General features: G+C 69.9%; 1 protein-coding gene. It reads right to left on the reverse strand.

Annotated features, from left to right (window positions below; all coding sequences use genetic code 11):
* Positions 1 to 1,746: condensation domain-containing protein (locus ACFY4A_RS42525; protein WP_390834662.1), on the reverse strand; the 1,746-nt coding region annotated here is incomplete at both ends.

A 1,746-nucleotide genomic window follows, 5' to 3' on the forward strand; every position in this document is an offset into this window, starting at 1 on the left:
GACTCCAGCAACCCCACCAACGACACATCCGGCACCTCAGCAGCCGTGTCGTTCCACTCCACCAACACCCGACGCCGCTCGACCTCACCCAGCACCCGAACCGTGCTCAGCGGGACGTCCGTCCCGGAGTCCAGCGCCTCTTCCAGTGCGGCGACGAGGCCCTTCACCGTCGTGTGCAGCAGTTCGCACACCGCGGCCGGGTCCACCGACGGTGCCGTGTCCACTGCCAGCCCGATGTTGTCGCCGTCATCGTCGACCGCGGCCCACACGGGAAAGTTCGTGCGCTCCCTGCTGAACACGATGTCGACGTCGTCCAAGGCGGTACCGGGCTCCGGGTACCCACCGGCGCTGTGTCGGTAGTTGAAGAGCGACGTGAACAGGGGCAGGTCCGCCAGCACGCCGCTGGCCTGCTGCGCCACCACCAACGGCGCATGCTCATGCTCAAGGAGCCCCGCCAGCTGCGCCCGCATGGCGGCGACCGCGGCCAGGGCGCCCAGTTCGTCGACCCGTACGCGAACGGGCAACGTGTTCATGAAAGGTCCAGGCACCCGGTCCGCGCCCGCACCGCCGTTCATCCGCCCGAACAGCACCGTGCCGAACACGACGTCGTCCCGGCCGCTGACCGCCGCCAGCGTACGGGCCCAGGCCACGTGCAGCAGCGTCGCGGGACTGGCACCCAGCCGCCGCGAAACCTCTCGCACCTGCTGCGCCAGCGAAGCTTCCAGCTCCACCCGCGCGTGGACCGCGTCGCCGCCGTCCCCACGTGTGTCCGTCAGCCCGAAGGGCGCCGTCGGCTCGTCGACGTCGCCGAGAAGGTCTGCGAAGAACCGCTCGTGCTCGGAGCGGTCCACCTGGCCGCGCGCCCGCGCCGCGAAGTCCCGGAAGGGCATTGGTTCGGGAAGCCGGTCGCCCCGCCCGTCGAGGAACGCCTCGATCTCCTCCAGCACCACGTCCAGCGTCGTCTGGTCCCGGACGATGTGGTGCATGCGCAGCGACGCCAGCCATCGGGTCGTACCCGGCTCGGCAGCCACATGTACGTCGATGAGGGGTGCCCGCCGCAGGTCCATCGACCGGCCACCGATGGCCACGAGCTCGGCTGCCGGGTCCACGGTTCGCGGGTCCAGTTCCACTTCGACGACCGGAAGGACCGCTGTGCGCCACACCACCTGCACGGGCTCCCGCAGGCCCGCCCACACCACGCCCGTCCGGAAGACGTCATGCCGGTCGATCACCCGCTGCAACGCGTCCACGAACGCGTCCAGGAGCTCCCGCGACCGGAACGTCAGCACGGTCGGAGTCACGTAGGCGTCGTCCTCGCCCTCGCCTCCGAGGAGGTGGTGGAAGAGCAGTCCCTCCTGCAGCGGAACGAGGGGATAGATGTCCGCGACATTGGCGGCACCGCCCTCCACATGGGCGACGACCTGCTCGATCTCGGCGGCGGACAGCTCGACGAGAGTCAGCATCTCCGGAGTGATCTCCACCGCGCCTGCGGGAATCGCGTTCGCCGGCACAGTCATCTGCTCCGCACTGGCCACGGCCGCGAGACCGGCGGGCGTCGGTGCCTGGAAGAACGCCCGCACGGCGAGCGGCACGCCTTGCTGCCGCAGGTTTTCGACCATCGACACAGCGAGGAGCGAATTGCCGCCGAGCCGGAAGAAGTCGTCGTCCACGCCCACGCTCTCCAGGCCGAGGATTTCGGCGAAAGCAGCGCACAGGATTTCCTCGCGGGCGTTGGCCGGCCCTCGG

Source organism: Streptomyces sp. NPDC001292, from assembly GCF_042896465.1.
Taxonomy (GTDB): Bacteria; Actinomycetota; Actinomycetes; order Streptomycetales; family Streptomycetaceae; genus Streptomyces.